Source organism: Paenibacillus sp. SRL342, assembly GCF_984798905.1.
On the sequence record NZ_OZ481790.1, the window covers coordinates 3,780,545 to 3,802,908 of the forward strand.

Annotated in this window: 14 protein-coding genes; 8 read left to right on the top strand and 6 right to left on the bottom strand. The window is 43.6% G+C overall.

Features of this window, described 5'->3' with window-relative positions; all coding sequences use genetic code 11:
* Positions 1-49 precede the first annotated feature (49 nt).
* Both AC4E8D_RS16555 and AC4E8D_RS16560 read right to left on the bottom strand, forming a co-directional pair.
* On the bottom strand, positions 50-1,813 hold the full coding sequence (locus AC4E8D_RS16555) for a methyl-accepting chemotaxis protein (RefSeq protein WP_490204963.1): 1,764 nt from the start codon (positions 1,811-1,813) through the stop codon (positions 50-52).
* Positions 1,814-2,161: 348 nt separating this feature from the next.
* Complete coding sequence (locus tag AC4E8D_RS16560) at positions 2,162-2,572, bottom strand: VOC family protein (RefSeq protein WP_221821337.1); 411 nt, start codon at positions 2,570-2,572, stop codon at positions 2,162-2,164.
* Positions 2,573-3,273: 701 nt separating this feature from the next.
* On the opposite strand from AC4E8D_RS16560, the gene AC4E8D_RS16565 reads away from it, so the two are divergent.
* The 5 genes from AC4E8D_RS16565 to AC4E8D_RS16585 all read left to right on the top strand — a co-directional run bounded on the left by AC4E8D_RS16565 (position 3,274) and on the right by AC4E8D_RS16585 (position 9,805).
* Entirely contained in the window at positions 3,274-4,446 is a 1,173-nt protein-coding gene (locus tag AC4E8D_RS16565) for a sensor histidine kinase (protein ID WP_221821339.1), read from the top strand.
* Positions 4,433-5,077, top strand: a complete 645-nt coding sequence (locus AC4E8D_RS16570) for a response regulator transcription factor (protein WP_221821341.1) — start codon at positions 4,433-4,435, stop codon at positions 5,075-5,077. Before AC4E8D_RS16565 ends, AC4E8D_RS16570 begins: the two co-directional genes overlap by 14 nt.
* A 180-nt stretch (positions 5,078-5,257) precedes the next feature.
* A complete protein-coding gene (locus AC4E8D_RS16575; protein ID WP_221821343.1) occupies positions 5,258-6,289 on the top strand; it encodes an alpha/beta fold hydrolase in 1,032 nt (343 codons plus the stop codon).
* 250 nt (positions 6,290-6,539) lie between these two features.
* Positions 6,540-7,922 carry an erythromycin esterase family protein gene (locus AC4E8D_RS16580; protein ID WP_221821345.1) on the top strand — a complete coding sequence of 461 codons (1,383 nt, stop codon included), beginning with the start codon at positions 6,540-6,542 and terminating at the stop codon, positions 7,920-7,922.
* Positions 7,923-8,065: 143 nt separating this feature from the next.
* Positions 8,066-9,805, top strand: coding sequence for an ABC-F family ATP-binding cassette domain-containing protein (locus AC4E8D_RS16585; protein ID WP_449004719.1), 1,740 nt, complete (start codon positions 8,066-8,068; stop codon positions 9,803-9,805).
* Between the two features lie 70 nt (positions 9,806-9,875).
* On the opposite strand, the gene AC4E8D_RS16590 is transcribed toward AC4E8D_RS16585, so the two are convergent.
* A complete protein-coding gene (locus AC4E8D_RS16590) occupies positions 9,876-10,259 on the bottom strand; it encodes a hypothetical protein (RefSeq protein WP_047843165.1) in 384 nt (127 codons plus the stop codon).
* 323 nt (positions 10,260-10,582) lie between these two features.
* A complete protein-coding gene (locus AC4E8D_RS16595) occupies positions 10,583-12,184 on the bottom strand; it encodes a response regulator transcription factor (RefSeq protein ID WP_047843166.1) in 1,602 nt (533 codons plus the stop codon).
* Between the two features lie 341 nt (positions 12,185-12,525).
* Here AC4E8D_RS16595 and AC4E8D_RS16600 point away from each other — a divergent pair, with 341 nt between their 5' ends.
* On the top strand, positions 12,526-14,808 hold the full coding sequence (locus AC4E8D_RS16600; RefSeq protein WP_221821750.1) for a beta-glucosidase: 2,283 nt from the start codon (positions 12,526-12,528) through the stop codon (positions 14,806-14,808).
* A 190-nt stretch (positions 14,809-14,998) separates the two neighbouring features.
* Here AC4E8D_RS16600 and AC4E8D_RS16605 read toward each other — a convergent pair whose 3' ends face one another.
* Positions 14,999-15,649, bottom strand: a complete 651-nt coding sequence (locus tag AC4E8D_RS16605; protein ID WP_313771462.1) for a TetR/AcrR family transcriptional regulator — start codon at positions 15,647-15,649, stop codon at positions 14,999-15,001.
* A 60-nt stretch (positions 15,650-15,709) separates the two neighbouring features.
* Positions 15,710-17,392 carry a sensor histidine kinase gene (locus AC4E8D_RS16610; RefSeq protein ID WP_047843168.1) on the bottom strand — a complete coding sequence of 561 codons (1,683 nt, stop codon included), beginning with the start codon at positions 17,390-17,392 and terminating at the stop codon, positions 15,710-15,712.
* 192 nt (positions 17,393-17,584) lie between these two features.
* Between AC4E8D_RS16610 and AC4E8D_RS16615 the strand changes: the two genes are divergently transcribed.
* Positions 17,585-19,231, top strand: a complete 1,647-nt coding sequence (locus tag AC4E8D_RS16615) for a type 2 periplasmic-binding domain-containing protein (RefSeq protein WP_221821355.1) — start codon at positions 17,585-17,587, stop codon at positions 19,229-19,231.
* Between the two features lie 52 nt (positions 19,232-19,283).
* Positions 19,284-22,124 (top strand): alpha-L-rhamnosidase, encoded by a 2,841-nt coding sequence (locus tag AC4E8D_RS16620; RefSeq protein WP_221821356.1) that lies wholly within the window; start codon positions 19,284-19,286, stop codon positions 22,122-22,124.
* Positions 22,125-22,364 lie beyond the last annotated feature (240 nt).

Below are 22,364 nucleotides of genomic sequence, written 5' to 3' on the forward strand. Positions count from 1 at the left end.
TACCATTGTCATTTTGTCGTTAATAACTTTGGTTACACCCGTCTTTTTATTATGGACCTGATTTACGGACTTCGATCTGAAATTGATCGGAATATGATTTGAGGTCCCCTGCAAGACCAGCGAGTTCCCCGGAGATGTTCGACAGTTCGCTCGCCGACCGTTGCTGTTCCACAGCACTAGCCGTGACTTCTTCGGCCATGGCTGAAGTTTCCTCGGTTGCGGAAGCAATATAACTGAGGTTCTGTTCCAACTCCTGACGAATAGAGTGCATATCCATTGTCCGGCTGTCCAAACTCTGAGCCAACTCATGCACTTCGGTCGATAAGCGGCTAACCTGTCTAAATGCCTGGAGGCAATCAGCGATCTGTTTCTCCTGTTCCCTAACTGCTACCATATTCGCATCAAAATGACTGCCCATCCGATGTATTTCTTGAACAAATGAACCCAGGATCTCATCAATCTCCTGGATCGAACGTTCGGATTGTTGAGCGAGCTGTCCCATTTCACCAGCAACGACTGCAAAGCCTTTACCTGCTTCTCCAGCTCGGGCTGCTTCAATTGAAGCATTCAGGGATAGTATTTGAGTTTGTTTTAAAATGTTGTGAATTTGACCGCTTATAGAGGAAGCGAGTTCGGATTGAGTCGTCAGAGACCTGGAAATATCCTGTTGATGCTCAACACGCTTGGCATTCTCTCGGCCCTTCTCAAGCAGAACCTCATGTTCACGTGTAACTTGTACTTGGACAGAAGATAGCTGCTCTGAAGTATAAGTAAACTGTTTCACATATGAACCTACTTCATCCATTATTTTGCCGAGATTCTCTGAGTGCTGGACGGAGTGTTCTGTCTCTTCAGCCTGTTTCATTGAACCCATGGCAATCTCCTCAATCGCTCTGGAAAGTTCTTCGCTCTGACGCTGGTTCGTCTGAGCGGTTTCCGAAATATCTTTGGATGAATGCTGTAACGTATTTGATCCTTGCTGTATTCCCATCAGAATGTTCGTCAATTGGGCAACCATGATGTTAATCAAATCACTGATGTCACCGAGTTGATCATTGGTCATATGTGTGGATACGACTTTGAGATTCCCATCAGCAACCTGTTCGAGGCTTGACTTAATATCGCGTACTTGTCTGAGAATGCCTCTTACTACGAATAACATCATGACCAAAGAAAGAATCAGTACAACCACAAAAATCGGGATTATGGTCTGATAAGCATTATTCACAGATGTAGCGGAGACTTGATTCACTGCTCCAGCAGAAATATCAACGCCCAGATAGCCAATGACAGTACCTTGCGAATCCTTGATTGGTGTAAAGGAGGACAATAGCTGTCCCCAGGTTGGATCATCTACAATGCCTGTTGTGACAACTTCACCGCGTAATAAGCGTTCCTGAATCTGGGGATTGAATTCCATTGCAGTGCCGTAAGGACTATACTCTGTATCATTCCAATCCGCTCCATCCACGGTGTAGATCCACCCGTCCGAAGTTTTGTTATACATATAAACATACAAGGCTCCCGATTGAAGCCTAACTTTAACGAGTTCGTCCCTAAGACTTTTATATTCCTTGCTCTCCTCTGAAACAGTAGAAGATAATGTCTTAATTAATTCCGATTCCTGACCAAGTTGAGAGGCGGTATTCACAGCCAGCTGCTGATTGTTATGCTGCATGGTCATTAATGATGCATTTTCACTGGAGTCGATAGTGGCCCACATAATTAGACCGCCCATGGCCAGTAGCGGAACCAGAATAATCAAATACAATTTGAACCTTAAATCCATCTTTTTTTTGCGAGTCTGTCTCACGTACGGTTCCCCCTTGGATGTAATAAAGTAAATATGGTTATTCATATAACCCCATACTATTTATCGTAATATTGAAGAGGAAAATGAAGACCAACACTAAACTTGTATATACATATACGCAGGAGAATGTGATCATTTGTGGTACCAGTGCACTCAAACCGAATGTAGAAGTTACTTTGCATCAAGAAACGTTGTCATTAACCAAAAAAGCTCCACCAGCTTTATGCCAGTGGAACCTTAATTTTTCTCTTAGACATTCTGTTAAATATACAAATATACTCACGGATGTTGATTACAGAAACGGTCGATATAATCAGAACATTCAAGTAGAAGCATTTATTGAGATCGTTAGAAAGCATGCCTACCACTGAAACGTTGGATTGCTTCCTCGGTCACCGGTGTGAAGAGATTAACCAGATTACCGTCAGGATCGCGAAACAGCAAAGCACGATTCCCCCAAGGCATTGTGGTAGGTGTCTTTACCCACTCATCGACAAACGGCTTCAAGCGCTCGTATTCCGCATCGACATCGTGGACATGGAACTCAATAATGATTGTACGATTGTTGGCCGCGACAGCTGAACCAGCGCCAAATAGTTGCACCGTCTGGGAGTGGCCGATCGCTAGAGTGCACGATGGCATAACAAGTTCGGCAAAGACAGGTGCAGGGCGTTCTGCTGAGACACCCGTAATTTTCTCATAAAACCCGACAAGACGATCCACATCATCAGTAATGATGCGCACAGAAGCAAAATTCACGAGATATCATCCTTCCTATATATAAGTAATACATTTTGGATCAAAAACACTTCGCATTTACTTCTACTCCTTTACAATTGCTTACTCCAACTATATAAAAACACTACTGACAACGGTATGTCAGTAGTATTTTATGAAGAAACCATAGAATAAGAGTGATCGGATTGAACTAACGAGAAACGATAACGCCGGAAGGGATCTCACAGTTGGTTGCTACTGTAATTTGTATTATTACTTCAATGATATTATCGAGCTTTGAGTTATCTACTGTATATGTGAATGTATACTTTTTTCTTATTTTTGCATTTCTGCCAGCTAGTGTGAACATTCCTTGTTCTTTTTTACTTGATGGAGAAAAAAGTAAGCCGGAATAATCCTTTCTTATGTAGTCACTGCCCTTGCCATTGCAGGGTTAAGAACATTGCTAGACTACTATATGAACATAGAAGAAAATCTCTTTTAGTATACGGAATAGTAGCTGCATTTAGTGTTGTAGTATATACACTCTCATGGATCATATGCCCAAGATGGATAAGCCGTAAAGAATTATGACCACTTGGAAAAGAACTGTATTTTTCTTGCGAAATAATCTAAGATTTACTCTTAGGTAGTGATAAAACTTGATGAGTAGGGAGTGGAAAAATATTTTCGTGGAGTCAGAGCAGTCATCGTTCAATGATTCTCGTTATCTAGGAGCTAGAATGAAAAAAATCATTGCTTTCATGGACTGGAGTATATTCTCGCTTCGTTTTTATCATTACTTGTTGCTTGCCATTCTAATTCTAACTGTACCCGGAGACTCGGCTCACGTTCAATTGGAGATCATCTGGCTTTTGGCGGCCTTCCTTGTCCCGATCTTATTTTGGTTTCCACAACTGCGGTTGAACAATCTGTGGTTTTGTATTACCGAGGTCGTTCTTGGCGGCTCATATTATGTGAATATGACTATCCATTCTGAATTCATCTCCTCGCCTGATTACTTGCTTCCCAGCCTAACCATGGGCTACTTATTGACCAGAAAGACATTTTGGATTATCCCTTCTGTTTTTTTGATACCATTCGTCTTCCTGTTCAATCAAGGATACACCTTGAACCTGAGCATGAGTATGGGGTTCGACAACTTGTTATTTTGCTTTATTGGTATATGGGTAAGCTTCATAGCTAATGCTTATCGTCAGAAAAATGCCTTGGCGGTTGAAGTTGAACATCAGAACAGGTTGTTGAGCCATTATGCCGCTCAGGTCGAGAAATTAACGTTAATGGAAGAACGAAGTCGTATGTCCAAGGAACTCCATGATACACTTGGGCATTCCTTTATTTCCCTGATCATGAGTCTGGATGCGGCCATTGCTCTATTGGATCATAAGCCTGCTGAGGTGAAAGATAGACTTATTCGCTTGAGAGCGTTAGCCGAGAGGAATCTCGACGAAATGAGAGATGTTGTTCACGAAATGGGAGAAGACGATACTAGCCTCTTTAAGCAGATTAGCGTACTTGCTGATAGCTTTGCCGAGCACACTGGAACGAATGTTACATTGGATCTGCCTATGACAGAACATGCAATGCTTCTTAAAGCGCGACAAGCTATTCTTCGCATGATTCAGGAATCGTTTACGAATGCGCTAAAACACGGAAAAGCGTCTAAGCTGAATTTGGAGCTTTCCTTTGTTGAGGAAGCCTTACATATTGTTATTCGAAATAATGGTAAGCCATTGGACAAATTGGAATACGGCTTTGGCTTGACCACGATGAAGCAACGGATTCAGGAAATTGGAGGTAAGCTTACCCTCTCATCCTCATCTGGAGCCACGTCGTTCACCGAGGTGAGATGCGAAATTCCATTAAATGGAGTGATGTTACATGCAGAAGATTAGAATATTAATTGTCGACGATCAAGAGCTTATTCTGGAAAGTCTGCATATTGTCCTGTCTCTTGAAGAAGATTTTGAGATTGTCGGATTAGCCAAAAATGGGGAAGAAGCCATTGAAGGCAGTAAACAATTTCAGCCTGATATCGTGCTAATGGATATTAATATGCCCGTCATGGATGGCGTTGCTGCAACGTCACGAATTAAGCAGCAGATTCCGGCGATTAAGATCATTATGCTGACCTCTTATAAGGAAGTGGATTATGTTTTGACGGCATTAAGTCATGGAGCAGAGGGCTATCTACTCAAAGCGATCCGTCCCAAGGAGCTGGCTGCAGGAATACGTGTGGTTCATACAGGAGGTACATTGATTTCTCAGGAAGTGGCTGCCAAATTGATAAAAAATATCCCCCCGTCTGCTGCTCCAAAGAGCAACGAGTACGGATTGAGCGCACGTGAAATTGAAGTACTTCACAAGTTGGCATCTGGCTTGCGCAATCAAGATATTGCTGAGGCTTTGTTTCTTAGTGAAGGGACCGTTAAAAACTATATTTCTTCCATCTATTCCAAATTGGATGTGAAAGGAAGGAGGGAGGCAACTCGCAAAGCCAAAGATTCAGGAATGATGGAAGAATAAACAGGTAGAATATTACTGATGTTCATAAAAAATCGGCAACTCATTGGAGTTGCCGATTTTTTATGTCATAGGTCAATTCATGACTAAATCGCACTATGTCTATATGACTTTTAAAGTCTAAATTTATAACAAGCGGAACAATCATTTCGGAAGATTGAAGCGCAGAGAGGGGTAATTCGAATGAAAAAAATGAAAAAAATATTTTTTGGGATCGGTATTGCTGTTTTAATACTTTCAATGGTGGTTCTTTACTTTCCAACATGGACTCCGAAAATAAAAGGGGAAAATAGTATTAGTGTACTGGAACAAGTAGAGATCAATGGAACAGGTCATGAAATCATGATCCGCGGTCAAAATGTAGAGAATCCGGTTATTCTGTATGTACACGGTGGGCCGAGCGCGTCTGAAATTCCGCACGCAAAGCAATATCAGGATGTATTGGAATCCAGATTTACCATTGTGAACTATGATCAAAGAGCAAGCGGAAAGTCTTATCATTTTTTTGAGGATTACTCCAATTTATCAACGGACTTGCTGGTTGATGATATACTGACCATCACGGATTATATATCTGAACGGCTTGGCAAGGAAAAGGTGATCCTGATCGGCCATTCCTTCGGTACTTACATTGGTTCTTTGGCTGCCCATAAAGCACCGGAGAAATATGAAGCCTACATCGGAATTGGTCAGGTAGGAGATACCAAGCAGAGTGAGATAGACGGTTGGAATTATGTAATGAAACAAGCTCAGCTTGCAGGTAATGATGATGACATAGCAAGACTTAATCAGGTTTCTGAAGCCATTAATCAAGGGCAGACATTTACACCGAGAGACATTGTTACACGATACAAAGGTGCCGCGAGATTGATGGATAACCCTGATGACAGTTTTCTTGGAATGGCGTTCAGCAGTGAATACAACATGCTCGATGTCATACGTTATCATAAAGGAATGACTTATTCACAAGGAATTCTAATTGGTGAAGTGATGAGTCGTCCATTGCCTTCCTTAATTAAGAAGCTGGATCTGCCATTTTATTTTGTAATGGGAGATTATGACTTTATGACTTCGTCCCATGCTGCCAAACAGTTTTTTGACGGAATTAAAGCTAACAAGAAAGAATTTATTTCTTATAAAGAATCGGCTCACTACCCACACTATGAAGAAAAGGAAAGATTCTTCAATTGGATGACAGATACGTTCACTCCATAACATTTGTTAGAAATTAAAAAGAGAAGTGTGCGTAAATAAAAAGTAATCCGCTGCTGTTTTCAAATAGAGACTGACATTAGGAATCGTTGCAGAAATGCTGACGATTTTTTTGTATACATTTACAGAGCATTATAGAGCTAAAGCCCATAATATTTGATACATTTTTAAACAAATCTTAAACGCAACGTGCATTGGTTTTAAACTCCAGATGTTAGGCTGATATACATAAAAACAGAGGAGTGTCAGCCTAATGAATCAGTTGGTTAGAAAAGTGTTATTGTCTACAGTGGTGTGCAGTTTCAGTGTGATGTCCATTGGTCCGGTGGCATATATGTCTGGATCAACTTTAGTAGACAAGAAGAATACAATATCTTCAGAATTAATTTGGAAAGAGAGCGTTCGCTCAAATGCAAATACGATTACATCCGTTAACGCAGAAAAAAATGATCAGTACTCTGATTTGATGTTTCTAAAGTCTATTTTAGCGGATAAACGAATCGTTAGCTTGGGAGAAGCATCGCATGGAACATCAGAATACAATTCAATGAAAGTAAGACTCGTAAAATTTTTGCATGAAGAACTAGGATATGATGTCATTGCATTTGAATCCAATCTAGCCGATACTACTACTGCATATGCTCAAATACATAATACAACGCCAGAGGAATTGATGAAGAGCTCCGTCTATGGCGTGTGGCAGGTTGAAGAGAACTTACCTTTATTTGAATACATTGCACAACAAAGCTACACGGATCATCCTCTTATATTAACTGGATTTGATTCACAAGGCACGTCGGAGTCTTTTATTCAATTCGTTGAGGCGTGGTTTGCTAAGGTCGACAAGAATAAAGCAACAGCATTTGCGCAAACGGAACGCTGGTATTTAAAGCTTAACATGGTTAACAAAGTAGACGATTTTAATATTCAAAAGAAGAAAATAAAAGAAAAATATATTACTCTCCAAAAGTTTGTAAGAGACAACAAAGCTGAATTAAGCAGGAATCAGAAAGAGCAACTCAATCTGATATCTCTGGTAGATCGCGTCTTACAAAATAGGTTAGACATGTTGGATAACTACCATCCTCATATTGTAAATCTGCTAGCAGGAGTAGACCCTGAGAAGCATTTGAAATTGGGAAGTTATGAACGAGATCGCGTGATGGCTGATAATGTAGAATGGCTTGCAGAAACAGTCTATCCTGAGGAGAAAATTATTTTATGGGGACACAATTATCATATACGTAAGAATAATTCCACAATGATCACAGAGCATAACGGATACGATTATGATAATAATCCATATCCAACCATGGGTGAGATGCTTCCATACTCACTCAAGCAAGCTGGTTATGTTATAGGTTTGTATGCATATGAGGGAAGCGCATATAAAAACAATGGAGAGGAAGAGCAAGTCCTGCCTCACAAAAAAGGAAGTCTTGAAGATATTGCAGGAATTGAAATGGGTCCAGCCCGGTTCATCAACATGAAGGACAAGGAGTTAAGTCCAACAACGGAATGGATGTACACACCTCGAATTGCCAAAGCATGGGGAGTTTTAGATGAAAAGATGATACCTCGCGATCAGTATGATGGAATATTACTTATTCATAAAATCCATCCCTCTAATCACTAGGAAAGAGCGTACTCAAATTTCGAAGTGAGGGTAAGGGCTAAAAATCGATTGTACTTGGTGGTAAACAGTGTTACTCTAAAAGTCTGTGTTCGACAATATATTCAATACTAGCCACCAATTTAGTTGTAAAGAAAGGTAACACTATGATAAAAGTTGAAAACTTATCCTTCTCATTTCCACAAAAGGAACTATATAAAAACATTTCATTTACGTTTGAAGAGGCACAACATTGTGCTTTTATCGGAACAAGCGGAAGTGGAAAGAGTACACTGATCGATATCCTGATGGATCCGGAACGATATTTGTTCGAGGGCAGGTTAGAGATAGACCCTGATTGCAGAATCGGGTATGTGAGTCAGTTTTTGCAAGTAGACAAAACAAAAGAAATGACCGTTTTTGAATATATCGCAGAAGAATTCATCAAGATACAAGATGAAATTACAGCGATTTATGCGGAGATGGCCACCACATCGGATATGGATTCCCTGATGGAAAAGCTTCAATTGGCTTTGGATGCCTTCGAAGCGATGGATGGGGACAATTTCGAAAAAAACATCAATAAACAGTTAAACCTTGCCAACCTCATGAAGCTCAAAGATCTTAGTATATCCGCCATAAGTGGCGGGGAATTCAAACTTATTCAAGTGATGAAGGAAATGCTGAATCGTCCAGACTTCATGATTATGGACGAACCCGATGTATTTCTAGACTTTGAAAACCTGAACGCGCTTAAAAAATTGATTAACTCCCACAAGGGAATGCTGCTGGTCGTTACACACAACCGGTATCTGTTGAATCATTGTTTCAACAAAATCATACACCTAGAAAACACAGAGCTCCAGGAGTTTGACGGGCGATATATCGATTATAACTTCTCACTGCTTCAGTCTAAGATCGAACTGCAAGAAATCGCGGTTGCAGAAGCTGAAGAAATTGAGAGATACGATCACATCATCGACAATCTTAGAGAGATCGCCACATATAATTCGGAAGCCTCGAGAGGCAGAGCGTTAAAAGCCAGAGTCAAGTTTCAAGAGAGATTGGAAGCACGTCGAATAAAAGAACCCTTTGTCGATATCAAACAGCCAAATATCCGTTTTGGGATCGATAAGGAAATGGAAGACACCGTTGTAGTTAACGTCAATAACTATAGCGTTTCCTTTGACGAGTTGCTTTTGGAAAATGTGAACTTTGAGATCAAATCGACAGATAAAGTAGCCCTGATCGGTCCTAACGGTACCGGGAAAACGACTTTACTCCGAGAAATCTTTAAAAATAATCAGGATTCCATTGAAATAGATACCGATGTTAAAGTGGCCTATTTATCTCAGGTTCAAGGCGAAATGTTAAAGGATTCGAATACCATCCTAAATGAATTCATAGATTCCGGGTTTCAAACGTATGATGAAATTAGATCGTATCTTCCAAACTATGGCTTTGATGGAGAAATCCTTGATCAAAAGATTGAATCATTGTCTGGCGGTGAAAAAAACATGCTTCAATTGGCTAAAGTTTCTGCCAGTCAAGCCAACGTATTGCTCCTGGATGAACCAACAAGCCATTTGGATATCTATACACAAATCGCATTGGAGAAAGCCATTGAAGACTACAAAGGTGCGATTATCATGATTTCTCATGATTTTTATTCGGTTGTAAATGGTATGGATTATGTTTTAATTATTGAGGACAGAACGATTAGTAAAATGAGTATAGAAGAATTCAGACAGATGATTTATGCGAGTCATTTTGATGAAAACTATCTAGAAAATGAACAAAAGAAAAAGTCTGTTGAAATGAAAATTGAATTGGCTTTAAAAGATACTAATTTTGAACTTGCAAAAAGTTTGGTTGATGAGCTAGAAAAGCTGATTAAGTTGCTTTAGACAAGGTGAATATTCCATAAATCTAAATCCCCCTGTATGTGGATTAATCCGCATACAGGGGGATTTACTTCTAGAAACAGCTAAACGAGCTGATTCGCTGCAGATCAATGCCGGTGTATAGCCAGAAGAAGCCATTCCAGCGGAAGCCAGCCACCGAATTTCTACCGACAAATACCGGGTACATCCAGAAGCCGGGACCACGATCCGGCCAAATATATGTGTAGCGAAACAAACAGCCGGATATGGCTCTTGGATCTACCGCATATAACGAAGCGGGTTGCTGTGGAATGAATGATGGTGGCGGTCCGGTAGGTGCCTGCACGCCTTGTGGTCCGCCGCCTCCACCCCCGGGGAACGATGGCGGACCAGGAAATCCGCCGGGTCCTCCTGGTCCTCCGGGACCCCCAGGTCCGCCAAATCCTCCACCAGGTCCAAAAGGAGGTAAAAATGTCATATCACATCACTCCTGTTCATTAGTCTAATGTATTGTATGTAGGCAGTTGAGCAGGGGAATGGGTGAAAGCCTATAAAAGGCTGCTAATTTGGTCATGACCTTGTCAGGCGGATATTCAAAATAAAGACAAGCTCAAGCTGCGACCGTTTATCCTTGGCCATGTGGAGTAGTGAGTTTCTTTCATGTTTTGGGAAAATTGGACAAAACTACGGTGAAGCCATAATAGATTTATACGAACTGCAAAAATGCACTGGGAGCAATCCCGGTGCATTCTCCTTTTAAAATGAGCGATAGGCCAAGACCTTTTTTTTCCATTCATTTCGTTAACGAGTGCGAAAGTCCTGTGGTGTGCAACCATAATGCTTTTTGAATATTTTTATAAAATGCGGCGGAGCCAAAAAGCCAAGCGCCTTGCTGACATCTGCAATTTTGAGGTCTGAGTTCAATAACAGGTAAGATGCTCTGTTCATACGTAAGCTGTACAAATAATCACCAATCGTTTCTCCAGTGACCGTTTTGTACACCTTGGACAGGTAAACGGGGTGCAGGCCGATATAATCGGCAATGACCTGAAGGGAGATACCTTCTGCCAAATGCTCCTGAATGTATGTTCTCACTTTAGACGTAATTTGTTCGTGCGCATTCATCAGCTGATTGGAGGCCTGCTTGCGTCGCTGATTAATCATTTTCTCTGCCCAGCTATATATGCGTTGGCCGGATAACTGGCTTTTTTTCCGAAGCAAAAATTCGAACTCCTCCCCAAGCATTTCCTCAACCGTCGTGTCCTGCGATTTTAGTGAAATCGAGAATGTGGAAGACAGGTAGAGTAGTACTGTAAACAATTGATCGTGGGACAGTTCTTTGCCAACTTCGTTCAAGAAAAGAATTCTGGAAATTTTGCTTATGGCCTCATCCCAATTACCTGATTCCAGCAAGTTAGGGAGCAAGGGTGGCTCATACAAATTAATGAGGTTTTGCTGTTCATGGGAATCCGCATCCTTTTTGTCCAGCGTAATAAAATAGCTTTTGTTGCTGCCCACATTCCGATTGATGGCTGACACGGAGGCTAAATATAGATCGGAGAGGTGGTCAGGGAAGAATTGCTCTTTACTCAGACAAATGGAGATGGCTCCCTTTAAAAATTTTTGCACATTGTTTTGCAGTCTGACCGCGTGGGAGTCGACTGAATCGAGTGCATGTAGATCACTGTTTTTGATCAGAAATACCAGATATCCCTGCTCTGTAATGCAATGCCACAGCTTGAACGGATGCTGAAACACTTCTTCGGCTATATTGGTTACAGCATATTCGAGCAAGGATAATGACCGAAGATCATAACCGGAAAATTCTTCCTCCATCCGAATGACCATCATAATAAAGGGGTCAGAGGACGCAAAGGGAATCTCCAGCATGCTGAGACGCCCGGCCAAAATCTGATGGCTCATGGCTTTGTTCTGAAGAAGTTCCTTGAGCAGCTGATTGCGCAACAAGGGCATATTGGCGTGAAGAGCATGCTGAATTTGCTGAAATGAACTGATGCGTTCCCATTCGTGCTCAATATTGGCGATAGCCTTTGTTACAGCTTGGATGAGCTCATCGGTATTTATCGGCTTCAGCAGATAATTAGCAGCCTGATACTGAATTGCTTTTTGGGCATATTCAAACTCATCGTGACCAGACAAAATAATACATCTAATTTTACTGGAGAATCGCCGAATCTCCAAAATAAGCTCCAAACCATCCATCTCGGGCATACGAATATCGGTAATCATGATATCAACAGCGTATTTGGAAGCGATATCGAGAGCCTCCGCAGCCGAGTAAGCTCTATGCACTTCCTGGATGCCATAATCTTCCCAGGGAATTGTCAGCGCGAGACTATCAACAACCGATTTCTCGTCATCCACTATTAATAAACCGTACAAGCTAATTCCCCCTCTATAGACAAGCTGTTACAACACTTATTGTATTGTATGATGGCCGAACTATCATTTCAATGGATGCCGCCTTGGCTCACCTCAAATCTTAAGAAAACGATACAGATGTTCAGAAATACCTATGCGGATTACCGCTGCAAATGGCTTGCGAGGCATGAAAGCTTTCTTTGTATTCAGATTGCGTTATATCACATTAAGAAAGCGCTATTTCATGTCATTCAACGAGACAGTATTATTAAAAAGAGAACTAAAACAATATTATGCGGGACCTTACATAACCGTTTTGCATGTCAAGGATACCTGCCGATAGATGAAGGAGTGTCTGGATGATGAATCGTGATATCAAGCAAATCGTGAAACAGTTAACTTTAAACGAAAAGGCAACACTATGCTCAGGTAGCAGCTTTTGGACAACGCATGCTATAGAACGTTTGGATATTCCATCCATTATGATGACTGATGGTCCTCATGGATTACGCAAGCAAGCAGGTGATGCCGACCATTTGGGACTGAATGGAAGTGTTCCCTCCACTTGTTTTCCATCGGCGGTTGGGTTGGCCAGCTCCTGGAACCGGGATCTCGTTCAACTTGTCGGAGAAACAATTGGTAAAGAGGCGCAAGCGGAGGATGTCGCCATTCTGCTCGGCCCAGGGGCGAACATCAAGCGTTCCCCGTTATGCGGGCGCAACTTCGAATATTTCTCAGAGGACCCTTACCTGACGGGTGAACTGGCAGCATCTCATATTTCAGGTGTGCAAAGCCAGGGTGTGGGAACCTCACTTAAGCATTTTGCAGTGAACAATCAGGAGCATCGCCGAATGACTACCGATGCGGTGGTCGACGAGCGGACGTTAAGAGAAATCTATCTTACCGGGTTTGAGAAGGCGGTCAAGCAAGCGCAGCCATGGACAGTAATGTCTTCTTACAATAGAGTGAATGGAACGTATGCGTCGGAGAATGAATATTTGCTGAATACCATTCTGAAGGAAGAATGGGGACATGAGGGCTTTGTTGTGACAGACTGGTCCGCAGTGAATGAGATCGCAGCCAGCATCGCCGCGGGACTTGGACTGGAAATGCCTTCTTCCAACGGAGAAGGACCACGTAAAATTGTGGAGGCGGTGAATGGCGGCGAGTTATCCGAAGAAAAGCTTGATCAATCCGTGGAGAGGTTGTTAGCTGTTATTTTCAAGACGGCAGAGCATAAACGTCCAGAAGCAACCTTTGATTCTGAGCAGCATCATCAGATTGCCAGAGAGGTAGCAGGAGAAACAATGGTTTTGTTGAAAAACGAGGACGATATTCTTCCGCTGAGCAAGAATAGCCGCATTGCCGTTATCGGAGAGCTAGCTCAGAAGGTCAGATATCAGGGCGGCGGCAGTTCGCATATCCATCCTACTCAACTGGATAACCCTTATGAACAGATAGTTTTACTTGCTGAAGCGGATGCATCGGTGACTTATGCTGAGGGCTACAAGCTTGCTTCAGATGAAAGTGACCCGCTATTGATGGAGGAAGCCGTCGAGGCGGCCAAGGCAGCGGAAGTCGCTGTGCTGTTCATTGGTCTGCCTGACCGCTATGAATCGGAAGGATATGACCGGTCTCACATGGACATCCCCGCTAACCAATCGGCGCTAATCAAAGCCGTTGCCTCAGAGCAGCCTAACCTTGTTGTCGTATTAAGCAATGGATCACCAATTGTGATGCCATGGCTTGATGATGTGAAGGCAGTACTGGAGGCGTATCTGGGCGGTCAGGCAACTGGAGGAGCCATGGCGGATCTGTTGTTCGGAGAAACCAACCCAAGCGGTAAGCTGGCGGAAACGTTCCCGCAATCGGTGCATCATAACCCTTCGGCTCTGTTTTTCCCCGGGGACGGAGATCGTGTGGAATACCGTGAAGGCATATATGTTGGTTATCGTTACTATGATCGTAAGGGTATTGAACCGTTGTTCCCGTTTGGTTACGGATTGAGCTATACACAGTTTGAATATACCGGTCTGAATCTGAACGATACACAGTTCAAGGATACGGATCGGGTTACGGTAACTGTTACGATTCGAAACACAGGCACTCGTTACGGTCAAGAGGTTGTGCAATTGTATGTGCGGGATCAGCAAACCGTAGTAAGTCGTCCGGACAAGGAATTGAAGGGATTTGCCAAAATCGGACTGGAGCCGGACGCTGAGGGCAGCGTTTCCTTCACACTGGATAAACGCAGCTTTGCCTATTATAATGTTGATTTGAAGGACTGGCATGTAGAGAGCGGTTCCTATGATATTTTGATTGGCTCATCCTCTCGTTCCATTCTCCTGCAACAGACGGTCAACGTGGAGTCCACAACAACCGGGCCAGTACCTACCTTTGACCGTAATACAACGCTGGGTGAGCTGCTCGCCAATCCAAAAACGATGGCTGTCATGAGTCAATTACAGGGACTGGTTCCAGAGGGAACGGAAGAGGCACAATCCGATGCGATATCCTCCGAAATGATTCAGGCAACCATGAAATACATGCCGCTTCGTTCGTTGATTCCGTTTACGGGAGGGGCTTTCACGGAGGAAACTCTTTCCCAGTTGCTTGCTGGATTAAATGCGGCTGTTCGTCAGTAAAATCAAACTTCTGCTTCAACTATAAAACGCTCAAAAACGCCTATAAGTCATGACTTATAGGCGTTTTCCATCTAAGGATGTTATAAGATGTATTCAGGATGTACACATCATCGAGAGGGCTGCTCCATCTGATCTCACAGCGGTCCTCATAGCACAGCTATCAGTTATATCTTAAAATCGGAACCGCTATTCAGGACTTGAGATGATCCAAAAATATGTTCTTGAGGATATTAAATTGCTCGGCTTCGTCCACTTTTGTTTGGAAGGCTTCAATGCCATTGAGCATCGCTGTTTTTTTGGAGAAGTTGCCAAAGACATTAATCATCGTGTTAATCGTTTCAACCACATTGGCATCGTTACGAACAGATCCATCCTTTTGACCAAGCTCAGCCAGCTCTGCACAAAGCATAATAATCTGTTGATAGTTAGAATGATACATCTCGATATCCTCCAACGGGGACTTGGACATTGCGACGTAACACTCAAACGCTTCTATTAATTTGGAGCTTTGCTGGCTTTCTACCTGCTGGAAAAAAACTAGCGAGTCGAAAAGGCGGCCAAGCTTGTCGTAGCAGGTGCCTTCACCTCTGATAATATCGGAGAATACCAGAACCTCGGACTGAACAATATCTGATGCTACGGCAACAATAAGCTGCTCTTTCCGCGGAAAGTAGCGGAAGATTGTTGCCACCCCCAGTATTGCCTCGTCCGCAATATCCTGCATGGTCGCTTGCTCGAAGCCTTTATTCAAAAAAGCAATTTTAGCTGCTTCAATTATAGCTGCTCGTCTTCTTGTTTTGAGGTCACTGCGCTCTTGTTGAAGCCTTTGACGGGGTTCTATTGTAAAAACCTCCTTGTTGGAATGAACTCAAACTATGCTATCAAACTAGACTCTTTTCTGTCAACGTAAGGATTCATTCTGCCAATTGGCGAGCGACCAGTTTAATCGGACACGCATGCCTCCAAGGGGACTCTGTTCAAACTGGATACCCGAATGGGTAGCGTCCTGAATGCGCAGACGCTCCGCAATATTCCAGAGTGCACATCCCATCGTGTCCACAGGCGGCTCGGATATTCTGGCCTTAAGTGCATTAATTTCTTCCTCCGTCATGCCTTTCCCGTCGTCGTCAACCACAATACAGAGCCCGTGTTCCGTGCGCTCAACGGTGATATGAATGGAACCGGAATCCCACTTGGCTTCTATGCCATGGATGATGCTGTTTTCCACCAAAGGCTGAATGAGTAGTTTGGGAATCGGGACAGATCTTAGCTCGTCCGGTAGCTCAATCTGATAAGAGAGACGGTCCATGCGTAAGCTCTGTATCTCAAGGTAATTGCGAACGATACCCAACTCTTTTTCCAAACAGGTCATCGGCTCGTCAAGGCGTGTGGTGTACCTGAAATATTCAGCCAAGTTCTGGGTCATGGCAGTAACCGCTTCCTCATTGCCCAATCTTGTCATATTATTAATGAAAAAGAGACAATTATATAAAAAGTGAGGATTAATCTGGGCTTGTAGCTGTTTCAGCACCGCTTCACGAGCTACGATTTTTTCCTTGTATACCTTTTCAATCAAATCCTCAATCTGTCCGGCCATGTCGTTGAATTGACCATATAAGTAATCAAATTCATTACCGCTCTGCCGCTGAATACGATAAGAGAAGTCGCCATGCTTCAAAAGACGAACACCTTTTAACAGAGCAAGTATGGGGATCTGTACCTTGCGGAAAAGAACAACAATAATCGTGACCCCCGCCATAAACAGCATGACACAGGCAGAGTAAAACCAGAATTGGGTCATTCGTATAGGCTGTAACGCTTTATCAAGAGGCATAAAATCAATTAAATACCAACCGAGCTGATGAGAGTACACATAATTGACAATGTACTGGGCTCCGTTAACCGAAACGGTTTCTGTACCGGAGGATGGTTGTAGATGACCGGTTAGCTCCTTCATGATGAGAGGGGTAATGGAATTAGCCTCTTTGCGAGTAATCAATTGCTCGTCCGGTTTATAGAATAACGTCTCATTCTCGCTCTGATGTGAGTTCTCAACTATATCCTCCAGATTGCTGCGCGGGAACTCCAACCGAATAATGATCTGTGGACTGACCTTGTATTTATAATATTTAGCTGTAGCTGCATCATAGTTCCAGCCTGATTTCAGTGAATCTACAGAGGGAGTCTTCATATCTAACTCCGAAGAAATGATCCATTGATTCAACAGAACCGAGTAGACCGATATTTTGTTATTCCATCCCTCGGACAAACTTTGCAAATTGACTCTCACAGCAACATTTTGAATCAACTGTACCTGCTCAAAGGAACTCATCACGTCAATGGATCGCAGCAGTGCAATAGAATTGTCCGTTTCCATGGAGATGGATAACATATTCAGCCGATTTATGCTCTGATCGAGTGAGTTAACGACAAACTGCACTCGATTGAGATTGTTGGTTTCAATATCCTTTTGAACGGTATCCAGACTGGATTGAACCGAGAAGGTATACATGACCAGGACGGCGACAAGCATAATCAGCGTGATGGCCACTATGTTCATAAAGGTCCTGTATTTCTTTTTCAACCCTTAACGCCTCCTGCCAACGATGTAAATTCACCTTATTGTAGGCTGGCATTGGATGAAATACAAGTGATTTGGAATGTAATATAGATGAAGGTTAAGAATGAATTATCTAATGTTGAAAAAGCGTTATTTCGACTGTATAACTGGCACGATATGATGAAGATGAATTAGATGAAGGAGTGCATTTCGCACATGAGTAGCAAAATATACCTGTTTCTTTCTGTTGCTTGTTTGATTCTGTTTACCGCCGCATGCAGTGGTAAAGCACAAGAGCCTATGCCTGTAAAAACAGGTGTGATCGTAACAACAGTCAAAATGAATGATCCAACCACCATCTACAAAAATGGCGAAACTGCTACCGATAATGTACATATCCGTTGGGCCAGAGAAACGCTTGGCGTGGATATTCGGACCCAATGGAGTGCTCCTGTCGATGACTATGATATGAAGCTTCGATTAATGCTCTCTGCTGACAATACGTTACCTGACGTGTTCTCATCCAATGTCATGGACACAGTCAATGGATTTATGATCTCAGGCAAACTGTTGGACGCTGGACAAGCCTTTGATCGATATGCATCATCCACTTGGAAAGCGGCTATGGCTGAAGTGCCAGAAGCATGGAAGCCTTTTGAGATTGACGGGAAACGGATGGCGATTCCGATCATTACGGAGCAAGCCTCGCAGTCCGTACTTTGGATTCGCAAGGATTGGCTAGATTATCTGAACCTGAAGGCACCAAGCAATCTTGACGAACTGGAAAGTGTAATGAAGGCCTTTACCTATGATGATCCAGACGGTGATGGCGTACAGAATACCTACGGTATTGATTTTGCAATCAAGGACCAGTATCTGGCCTCGCCTATCGGAGACATATCCTGGGTATTTGGTGCGTATGGAGCGATTCCAAGTATATGGAGCAAGAATGTACAGGGCAATCTCGTGTACGGAAGTATCCAGCCTCAGATCAAAACCGCACTGGCAAAACTGCAAGACTGGAAGAAAAAAGGATATGTGAGCAATAACATAGCTCTGCAGGACTTCAATCAGGTCAATAAAAATATCTTTGATGGCAAAGTTGGCATGGTAGCTGGTCCACGCTGGTTTGGAGATTATCCGCTGCAACAACTTAATGAAAAGGATCCGAAGGCTGAGTTTGTGCCTTATCCGATTCCTGCAGGAATGGACGGAACCACAGCGAGATTCAAAGGAAACTCTTACAGCGGGGCTTTAATGATCAGCGCAAACATTTCTGAAGAAGCCTTGCAGGCTTTTTTTAAGTATCAGAACTATCTGTATGAGGCTACGGTGACGAATAATCCGTTGTATCTGAGTGCCTATCAGAATGGATATGATTATGTACTGAACCCGGATGGTTCGGTGGATAGTGACAGCCGCGATATTCCCGGGGGGAAAGTGATAACGTTCAAATATACCCTCATGGGACAATATGCGAGTTACCCTTCCCGATTCAGAGCAGCTCTTCTGAAAATGGGCAAGCGAGAAGGGCTCAGCTCTCATGATCGCGCCATTTTGTTCAGTATGGGAATTGACCCTAAGGATGAGAAGCAGTATCCCATTATGAAGGCAAATGTTGTAGAGACCAGGCAGCGGCAGATTGATCGAGTCAATCTGTTTCAGGGGCCCCCGACAAAAACAATGCAAGCTCGAAACACTTATTTGCAAAAAATGGAACTGGACACCTTCAACTCCATTATTTATGGAGAGGAGCCACTCACCATTTTTGATGAGTTCGTGAAAAAATGGATGGATTCAGGCGGAAGAAAAATCACGGAAGAAGTGAATGAATGGTACCAATTGGCGCAGACTCGGCCTTAAAGCAGGATGGTTAAACGTTCCGAAAGGTAATCGACAAGGGGAGGTTTCATCGATGAACATTACTCATATGAAAACAAATCACATCACTAATCCGCTCGGTTTTGCGGTAACCAAGCCAACCTTTTCTTATACCGTTACGGATACGACAGCGACAACGCAGATCGCCGCACAGGTAGAAATTGCACTGGATGAATCTTTTACAGAACTTGTATTTGATAGTGGAATAACAGAGGATATTGATTCGCTCGCGTATTCTCCGGATCTGGAACTGGCTGCACGGACGCGTTACTTCTGGAGAGTTCGATTATGGAATGAGCTTGGGGAAAAGGCGACCAGTGAAACGGCCTGGTTTGAAACGGCTAAGCAGGATGAACCATGGACAGCAAAGTGGATTACACCTGAACTGGAACCGACGATTCATCCAGTCCTCCAGAAAACGTTCGAAGTCAAAGGTCCCATCGCCAAAGCACGGGCGTACATCTGTGGTTTGGGAGTATACGAATTGGAACTAAACGGAGTCAAGGCTGGGGATGAGTACTTGGCCCCTCATTATAATGCCTATCACAAATGGCTTCAGTATCAAACTTACGATATTACCGACCTGCTGCAAGAAGGGTCCAACGCGATAGATGTCCGTTTGGGGAATGGCTGGTATAAGGGACGGTTTGGTTTTGAAGGAGATACCACTGCCAATTTGTATGGTGATCATTTTGCATTGCTGTCCGAGCTGGTGATTACGTATACGGATGGAACAGAAGTTGTTGTCCCTTCAGATCTGTCCTGGCATGCCACCCGCTCGAATGTGGTGGATGGTAACATCTATGACGGAGAAATCTATGATGCCACGCTGGACGTGACTGAGATTTATCCAGTTCGGGAAAGTGAAATGGGGTATGAGCTTTTACAAGCAAGAAAAAGTCTTCCGGTCGTGATCAAGGAAACCTTGAAGCCGATCGAAATTTTGACCACGCCTGCGGGAGAAACGGTCATTGATATGGGCCAGAATATGGTAGGCTGGCTGCAATTCCGTACTACGGCACCAAGCGGAACGGTCATCCATTTGCAATATGGCGAAGTGTTGCAGAAAGGCAATTTCTACCGGGAGAACCTTCGCTCGGCTAAGGCGGAGTACATCTATACAGCAAACGGTGAAGAAGCTATTGTGCGTCCGTATTTCACATTTTACGGTTTCCGATATGTTAAGGTTGAAGGCTGGGCAGGCGAACTGGATCTGAATGACTTCACAGGCTGTGTGGTTTACTCGGATATGGAACGTACCGGGTATTTAGAAACCAGTCATGCTGGCGTGAATCGTTTGTTCGAAAATGCACTCTGGGGGCAAAAGGGAAACTTCCTAGATACCCCTACCGATTGTCCACAGCGCGATGAGCGCATGGGCTGGACAGGGGATGCACAGGTATTCTCCGGTACAGCAAATTACAATATGGATACGTATGCCTTTTTTAACAAGTATGGATATGATCTGTGGATGGAACAAGAGGATCGGAACGGTATGGTTCCGATGGTCATTCCGGTTGGACGTGTGCAGGGCGGAGGGTCCAGCGCCTGGGGAGATGCGGCAACCATTATTCCGTGGAACACGTATCTGCATTCCGGGGACCCATCCATTCTGGAGCAGCAGTTTGACAGCATGAAGACATGGGTAGATTACATCAAGCGTTCGGATGACGAATCCGGTAGTACACGTTTATGGGCGATAGGTTTTCACTTTGGTGACTGGCTTGCGCTAGATGGGGATGATCCGAACTCTCCAATGGGGGGAACAGATAATTACTTTATTGCCTCAGCCTACTATGCCTATTCTTCAGATATCGTAGCCAAGGCTGCCAAAGTACTTGGACATCATGATCTTGCCGCATCCTATGACCAGTTGGCGCAAGAGGTTAGAGCTGCAATTGTGAAGGAATACTTTACTGCGAATGGACGTCTGGCAGTAGATACACAGACCGCATACGCTATAGCGTTGTATATGGATCTCGTTCCTGAGCAACATAAAGCACGGATTGCAGAAGCTATTCGCTTGCGTGTACGCAAGGATCAGAACCACTTGAGAACTGGCTTTGTAGGTACGCCGTATTTGAACCGGGTTCTATCAGCATATGGAAGCAATGATATCGCCTATACGCTTCTGCTCAATGATGATTACCCAAGCTGGCTGTATGCGGTCAATATGGGAGCAACAACAATCTGGGAGCGTTGGAACTCCATTTTGCCAGATGGTACAATCAGTGAAAATGGTATGAACTCGCTTAATCACTATGCCTATGGTGCCGTTGTTGAATGGATGTATCGTCATATGGCGGGGATCAATCCAGTAGAGGATCGACCTGGCTTCCGCCATGCACTGCTGGCACCGATGCCTGATTTCAGAATCCAGTGGACTAAAGGTCGCATTGACACCGCTGCAGGAACTTATTGCAGTGAATGGAGGTTTGATGAAGCAGGTAAGCTGTATTTAAGCTTCTCTGTTCCATTTAATGCAACAGCAACGATCAAGCTGCCACGCGCCGTGGTTGATCAGGTGATGATGAACGGAATTACACTTTCGGATACAGGCCTGATTGTCGTTCAGGTTGAAGATGAAGTGATCATCGAAGTGGTGAGTGGCACGTATGATTTTATTTATGTACCATCCGTGCCATACAAACAAACGTTAAGCACCCGTACACCTCTGAATGTACTGCTTCGTAACGAGCATAGCCGGAGTATGCTGCACGAGCTTTCACCGGTGCTGGCTTCGCTGGACCCGGGGACAATTGGCCCGATGGGGGAAGCAAGCTTGCGTGATCTATCCACCTATCCTTCGTTCAGTACGCCAGAGGAAGAACTTGACCAGCTCGATCTCAAGCTGGAGACCATTCAAATCGTATAGAATAAATCATTGCTCGTAGATACGACGAAAACGAAACACGATGACGTTTCTTTAAATGCAAATCATCTCAAACCGATGGCCTGCTGAGGTGAGTAATATTCGCTGGGCTACCGAGGATGTCGAATTCGGTGGCAAGCACATCCGTAAGGGCGACATGCTCTTTGTTCCTCAGTCAACCGGGATGAGAATCAGTTCGCTGACCCGGATGCATTTGATATCACACGGAAGGCCAATAATCAT